Origin of the sequence: Pseudomonas sp. AD21, assembly GCF_002878485.1 — a bacterium.
Classification (GTDB): domain Bacteria; phylum Pseudomonadota; class Gammaproteobacteria; order Pseudomonadales; family Pseudomonadaceae; genus Aquipseudomonas.
On sequence record NZ_NQYG01000025.1, the window covers coordinates 68711 to 74099 of the forward strand.

A 5389-nucleotide genomic window follows, 5' to 3' on the forward strand; every position below is an offset into this window, starting at 1 on the left:
GCTCCCACGCCCGGATCAATCCCTCCACTCAGCCTTCCGACGTCGCCCGTAGATCAAGATCAAGAGCAGGCGAGCTGCACTCGGCCTATTGAGTGGTGAAGAGCGGGGCGTGGTCGGCTTTGGATTTGTGGTGGATTTTCCCCTCACCCCAGCCCTCTCCCGAGGGAGAGGGGGCCGATTTGTGTGCTGTTCAAAGCCTGAGTTCAACACGGTATCGCACGTCGGCGTACCTCGCCCAAACACTACAACTAATCTCTTAAAGATCCGCCTCTATGAGCGGATACAGCTTGTATGGCTCAGGCCGCGCACGGCCCAAATCTCTCTGGGCCGTCCACTTCGGGAGTGTCTTGATATGAAGCTGAAAACCGCTCTGCCGTATGTGCTTCTCTTGCTTCCACTCACTACGTTTGCAGCGCCTGCCAGTCAATCCGGCGAGATCCGCTTTACCGGGCAAATCGTTGATTCGGGCTGTCAGGTCGGACCGGTCGGGGCGTTTGCGTCTCGTGAGTCTCGCCAGATCGAAATCAAGCCCGGCGTGAAAGTCGATGTCGACACTGAGCGCAACGCTTGCAGTCATCAGGCGCTGCCGATTTCCGTACGTTATGAAGCGCTGAAGACCTCGACCGACAAAGGCATCGTTATCATCAGTTACCTGTAAACCGTTCGGCGTGCGCTGCAAATCTTCAGGTGCCGAGCGATGGCGCACAGGTATACTGCGCGCCATCGCGGCTCACTGATCGGGCCCGACTTTTTGCTTTCCGGAGCTTTTATGACTTCCCCGACCCTGCCGCCGGTTGACGACGCTGTGAGCGATATCCCGGCTGAACTGGCCGACACCAGCGATACCAAAGCCGATATCCCGGCGTTCAAGTTTCCGTTCAAGCCGGGCGAGCTGGCCTCTGCCAAAGGCTCAAACCAGCCGTGGTACAAGAACGGCGCCAAGAACGGTCACACCAAGACCCCAGGCATGGCGCCGCCGGGCACCCGTCGTTCGATGGGCAAGCGCTGATCTGTTTTGAAGTAGTCGCAGCAAGATGAAGATTATTCCCACAGAGATAGCTGATTCATCCTCTGGGAATCCAAGTGGCCTTTAGTCAAAGATTCATGTCCCGTGAACGCTTTGATGAAGGTCGCTTCCATGTCTCTGGCAAAAATCCTGTCCACGTTGTCGCTATTAGCTCTGACCACCGGTTGCGTGTCGTCGGCGGTCGAGCCGACGCTGCGGTTTGGCGTTGAACCACTGGTTCCTCCCTTTGAAAGTCGCGACGATAAAGGTGAACTGGTCGGTCTGAACATCGAGCTGGGCAACGCACTGTGCACCGAATTGCAAAAGCGTTGTGTCTGGGTCGATCAGGAATACGCGACCAATGTCGAGGCGCTTGAGGCCAAGCGTTTCGACGTGATCATGCCGATGACGGCCACCCCGGCGCGGCGGGAACGCATCGATTTCACCGACAATCTTTATCCGTTGAGCGGCCAATTGGTGGCGCGCAAGGGGGCAAACCTGCAACCTGATGTTCAGTCCCTCAAAGGTAAGCGGGTTGGCGTATTGGCTGGCACCAGTCGCGAAGCATTCGCCAAGGCGCGGTGGGCGGAATCGGGGGTGACGATTCGTAGCTTTCAGTTCAATGACCAACTGATTGCCAGCCTGCAGAGCGGTGAGATCGATGCGACTTTGCAGGATTCCATCGAAATCACTCACGCCTTGCTGAGCCTGCCTCAGGGTGAAGCCTTCGGTTTTGCGGGGCCGGCGCTCGAGGACCCGATGCTGGGCACGGGCGTGGCCATGGCGCTGCGCAAAACCGACAGCAAACTGCGTGATGAGCTCAATGCGGCCCTCGAGCGTTTGAAGCAGAACGGCCAGTATCAGGCGATCACCGAACGCTATCTGCCGCCGGCCGTTGATGACTCTTTGCGCTATCAAGCCAATGATGAAAGGTTGCCGTTTTCCGATTCGGTCAGGGTCGGCGAGACGATCTATTTGTCCGGTGTGCTCGGGCTTGATGTCAAAGGAGAGTTGGTAAAAGGCGGGATTGGTCCGCAGATGGTTCAGGTGCTGGAAAATCTGCGCGGCGCGCTGGACCGCAGTGGATCGTCCCTATCCCATGTCGCCAAGTGCACCGTGATCCTTACCGACGTCAAGGATTTCGCCGGGATGAATGCGGAATATCGCCGGTATTTCCCGAGCGACCGGTTACCTGCGCGTACGACGTTCGCTGGCAAGCAATTGATAGTGCCGGGAGCGAAAGTCGAGCTTGAGTGTCTGGCGGTGGCCGCCACTCGAGATTGATGCTGCCTGCTCGCAAAAGGGCCTTCAGCCACCTCGAGAGTTTGGATCAAGCCGCCCGCAGCGAGATAAACGCATACGTCTGCGCCGGTTCAGTCACCACCTGCGCCCCGGCCGCCAACACTTCCCCGGCAACATCATCCCCGGACAAATGAAACACCCACTCACTCGGCACAGTTGTCAGCGGTTGCGCGGTGACCTGATCAATCACCGAAGCAAAAGCGCTCATATTCGGCAAGTACGCAGTAAACCCGTCACCCTTGAGCGCTGTGGTGCGAATCCCGAGCATCGCGCAAATCGCGTCCTTGATGCCGATGTCATCCCGATCCGCTTGCCGTGAGCGTTGAATCAACTCAACCAGTTCCTGATCCACCAACTCACCACCGGCAATCAACACCGGCCCCTGTTCCCAAGACTCTGGCGGGCAATCCTTGGCAGCAGGGTTGAGCGGGATATGCGGATTGATTTCTGCCGGATAAATGCGGCACACCAACGGTCGCCGTTCATAGATCCGGCACAGCTTGTCTTCGTCAAGATTCCGGCAGGGACCGACGTTGTAGGCGGCGAAGGTGATTGCCACGTGCGCAGCGGTCGCGCCGCTGCGCACCACCACCGAACGGCGTTCGGCATGTTCACGCTGTTGCGCCGGTAAGCCCAGGCCATTGCCGAGAAAGGCCTCGACCAGCACGATCACCTGGCCGCCATCCGCCGCCCACATACGGGCTTCGGCCAAGGTCAGCGGGACATGATGATCGGTGCAGCATTTGCCGCAGCCTACGCAGGAAAACGTCGTATTCATTGAGCGATCTGTCTTCAATCAGGGTGTGAGACGGTGGCGGAAAACCACCGCACAGGCCCGGATCGAAGCAAGTTGCGCGCCAGTCACTGGGTTTTACCGGTCGGCCGGATCGAGTCCCACTCGGTGACGAAGGCGGTTTTGGACTGTTTGTTGTACAGGCACAGCTCGGTGCCCTGTTGGCCTTTCATGTGTTTTTGCGGGTATTGGCCTTGCAGCAACACGGCGGTGTAGCCGACGCGGTCATCGAATTGTGCGGGGGTGCCGACCGGTCTGGCGTTTTTCAGGCCACTGGCTTTGGTGCAACTGGCGAGTACGCTTTTGTCATAAGCGGCCCAGGCGTCGGGGCTGGAGGCGTGAGCCTGAGAGGAGAGGGCGGTGAGGCAGAGCAGGCTTGCGGTGAGGGCTTTCATGTTGGGCATCCTTGGTCGTGGGTGGCCAAGGTTGGAGTCTGCCAAGGGTTTTTGGTTGCCTGGTTTAAAGTCAAAAGATCGCAGCCTTCGGCAGCTCCTACCTGTGATCCTCTGTAGGCGCTGCCGAAGGCTGCGATCTTTTGATCTTACAGTTCCGGTACCAACTCCCGGCGCACCACATACATCCCGGCACTTTCATACAACCGCTGCGCCCGCCGGTTGTCTTCCAGTACCTTCAAATCGACAAAACCTTCACGCCGTTGCTTAAACACCTTGAATGCATTCAGCAGCAGCGCGCGGCCCAATCCCATACCCTGAGCGCGCGGATGCACCACCAGATTCTTGATATAGGAGCTGGTCCAGCATTGCGCCACGCCGACCACGCCCTCGGCATCGCAGGCGATGAAACACAACGTCGGATCGTATTCGGGATCGTTTTCAAACCGCTGCTGCCAGTCTTCCAGTGCCGGCACCCGACCGCCACCTTCACGGAAACCGATTTGCATCAGTCGATGCACCGCTGGCGCCAGTTCGGCGCGGTAGACAGACAGTTCGATACCTTGCGGCAAAGGAGCGAGCGGCACGTCCTTGTTGAGGTCGCGCCGCATCAAAAAACAATACGCCTCGACCAAGACTCAGTGCCCTTGCGCGGCGACGTGCTTTGCCGCTTCGATCAGGCGCTGGGTCAACTCTGGCGAAGAAAACTTGGTCAGCACCGCGTTCGCTCCGGCCAGACGTGCCTTCTCGCTGTTCATCGCGCTGTCGAGCGAGGTGTGCAGCAATACGTAGAGGTGGGAGAAATCCGGCGTCTCGCGCAGGGTGCGGGTGAAGGCGTAGCCGTCCATCTCGGACATTTCGATGTCGGAGACGATCAGGTTGATCTGTTGTGCGGTGCCTTGCAGATCGAGCAGGCAATCGATGGCTTCCTTGGCACTGCGCGCTGTGTGGCATTGCAGGCCGAGGTTGCGCAGGGTATGTACCGATTGCTGCAGCGCCACCTGGCTGTCGTCGACCACCAGAATCCGCGCGTTGCCGAGGACGTCAGCGTCTTCCATGGTCAGGTCGGTCGGGGCCATTTCGATCTGTGCCGGGGCGATGCTGTGGATGACTTTTTCGATGTCGAGCACTTGCACCAGCGTGCCGTCGACGGAGGTCACGCCAGTGATGTAGGCGCGCGAGCCGCCGGAACCGAACGGCGGCGGTTTGATGTCGGTGGTCAGGCAATGGACGATTTTGCTTACCGCCTGGACGTGCAGACCCTGCTTGGAACGGCTGACGTCGGTAACGATCAGGCAGCCGCCGTTCGGGTCTTCCAGCGGACGTTCACCGATGGCGCGGCTGAGGTCGATGACAGACAAGGAGGCGCCGCGCAATGTGGCGATGCCTTTGACGTGCGGGTGCGACTCCGGCAGCTTGGTCAGCGGCGGGCAGGGGATGATTTCACTGACTTTCAGCAGGTTGATCGCCATCAGCTTGCCGCTGCGCAAGGTAAACAGCAGAAGCGAAAGTGAATCTGCGCGGGCTTTGGTGGAAGACATATGAACCTTCTGTGGAAAAAGGTGGTGGGCGAGGGTGGAAATCGCCAGAAACTATTGATGCCGGGTTATCGGCGTTAACGGGTGGGGCTTTAGGTCAGTTGTCGGGTGGGGTTTGGATTCAGAGTCTGCGGTCAGATCCAGAGCCCCTCACCCCAGCCCTCACTCCCGGAGGGAGAGGGGGCCGACCGAGGTGTCTGGCGTTTTACATCGACCTGAACGACCGAGTCGATTATGGATTCGGTAAAGCAGGTTCACGTCGGCGGACATCTCCAATATCCCCCAATCAGTCCCCTCTCCCAGTGGGAGTGTATGTACCGGACACATGGTGGACAGGTGTTCGGAGACATGGTGGACA

7 protein-coding genes are annotated in these 5389 nt (G+C 58.8%); 3 read left to right on the plus strand and 4 right to left on the minus strand.

Annotation, left to right across the window (positions count from 1 at the left end; genetic code table 11):
* Positions 1-352 precede the first annotated feature (352 nt).
* The 3 genes from PseAD21_RS16580 (at position 353) to PseAD21_RS16590 (ending at position 2290) form a co-directional block, all read left to right on the plus strand.
* Complete coding sequence (locus PseAD21_RS16580) at positions 353-658, plus strand: hypothetical protein (protein WP_102356605.1); 306 nt, start codon at positions 353-355, stop codon at positions 656-658.
* Between the two features lie 111 nt (positions 659-769).
* Complete coding sequence (locus PseAD21_RS16585; protein ID WP_102356606.1) at positions 770-1009, plus strand: hypothetical protein; 240 nt, start codon at positions 770-772, stop codon at positions 1007-1009.
* A gap of 129 nt (positions 1010-1138) precedes the next feature.
* Positions 1139-2290: a transporter substrate-binding domain-containing protein gene (locus PseAD21_RS16590; protein WP_102356613.1), complete on the plus strand. Its 1152-nt coding sequence runs from the start codon at positions 1139-1141 to the stop codon at positions 2288-2290.
* 46 nt (positions 2291-2336) lie between these two features.
* Here the strand turns inward: PseAD21_RS16590 and PseAD21_RS16595 are convergent, their stop codons facing one another.
* The 4 genes from PseAD21_RS16595 to PseAD21_RS16610 all read right to left on the minus strand — a co-directional run bounded on the left by PseAD21_RS16595 (position 2337) and on the right by PseAD21_RS16610 (position 5034).
* On the minus strand, positions 2337-3086 hold the full coding sequence (locus PseAD21_RS16595) for a YkgJ family cysteine cluster protein (protein ID WP_102356607.1): 750 nt from the start codon (positions 3084-3086) through the stop codon (positions 2337-2339).
* An 83-nt stretch (positions 3087-3169) separates the two neighbouring features.
* Positions 3170-3496 carry a hypothetical protein gene (locus tag PseAD21_RS16600; RefSeq protein ID WP_102356608.1) on the minus strand — a complete coding sequence of 109 codons (327 nt, stop codon included), beginning with the start codon at positions 3494-3496 and terminating at the stop codon, positions 3170-3172.
* A gap of 146 nt (positions 3497-3642) precedes the next feature.
* On the minus strand, positions 3643-4104 hold the full coding sequence (locus tag PseAD21_RS16605) for an N-acetyltransferase (protein ID WP_102356609.1): 462 nt from the start codon (positions 4102-4104) through the stop codon (positions 3643-3645).
* A 27-nt stretch (positions 4105-4131) separates the two neighbouring features.
* Positions 4132-5034, minus strand: coding sequence for a chemotaxis protein CheV (locus PseAD21_RS16610; RefSeq protein ID WP_102356610.1), 903 nt, complete (start codon positions 5032-5034; stop codon positions 4132-4134).
* Between the last annotated feature and the right edge of the window lie 355 nt (positions 5035-5389).

Coding starts and splice junctions, on each gene's coding strand:
- PseAD21_RS16585 (WP_102356606.1), top strand. CDS start 770: ATGACTTCCCCGACCCTGCCGCCGGTTGACGACGCTGTGAGCGATATC.
- PseAD21_RS16580 (WP_102356605.1), top strand. CDS start 353: ATGAAGCTGAAAACCGCTCTGCCGTATGTGCTTCTCTTGCTTCCACTC.
- PseAD21_RS16605 (WP_102356609.1), bottom strand. CDS start 4,104: ATGCGGCGCGACCTCAACAAGGACGTGCCGCTCGCTCCTTTGCCGCAA.
- PseAD21_RS16590 (WP_102356613.1), top strand. CDS start 1,139: ATGTCTCTGGCAAAAATCCTGTCCACGTTGTCGCTATTAGCTCTGACC.
- PseAD21_RS16610 (WP_102356610.1), bottom strand. CDS start 5,034: ATGTCTTCCACCAAAGCCCGCGCAGATTCACTTTCGCTTCTGCTGTTT.
- PseAD21_RS16600 (WP_102356608.1), bottom strand. CDS start 3,496: ATGAAAGCCCTCACCGCAAGCCTGCTCTGCCTCACCGCCCTCTCCTCT.
- PseAD21_RS16595 (WP_102356607.1), bottom strand. CDS start 3,086: ATGAATACGACGTTTTCCTGCGTAGGCTGCGGCAAATGCTGCACCGAT.